Consider the following 325-nt stretch of genomic DNA (forward strand, 5'->3'; position numbering starts at 1 on the left):
CTTCCTTGCAACAAAGATAAGGAGATTAGGGAAAGAGAGTGCAGCTGACATAATAGAAGCTACTTATGGTAGTGCCGCTCGTTTAATTGCCAGCATCATTATGATGATTGCATATTTATGCATTCTCTCATATCAATTCACAGGGGTGGCTTTCGTATTAAATGCAACGCTTGGGGTATCTGTTCCGGCAGGAACGATAATAGCGCTTATCGTTATAACGCCCGGTCGCCGGATCTAAAAGATGGCAGGCAGCCATGTGAGCTTCTCCTCTTGACAGAGCCGCGATACCGCCGAGGCTTCCGACGTTTCTGATTGCAAGGTCGGC

Annotated in this window: 1 protein-coding gene and 1 pseudogene; one reads left to right on the forward strand and one right to left on the reverse strand. The window is 47.4% G+C overall.

Going from position 1 to position 325, the window contains the following annotated elements; genetic code table 11:
* Positions 1 to 238 (forward strand): hypothetical protein (locus EZM41_RS13455; RefSeq protein WP_232619000.1); only part of this gene is annotated, 238 nt, incomplete at its 5' end.
* A gap of 21 nt (positions 239 to 259) precedes the next feature.
* Here EZM41_RS13455 and EZM41_RS14290 read toward each other — a convergent pair.
* A pseudogene (locus EZM41_RS14290) lies at positions 260 to 313 on the reverse strand (hypothetical protein); the annotation flags it as partial.
* Positions 314 to 325 lie beyond the last annotated feature (12 nt).

This window comes from Acetomicrobium sp. S15 = DSM 107314, from assembly GCF_016125955.1.
GTDB classification, from domain to species: Bacteria; Synergistota; Synergistia; order Synergistales; family Thermosynergistaceae; genus Thermosynergistes; species Thermosynergistes pyruvativorans.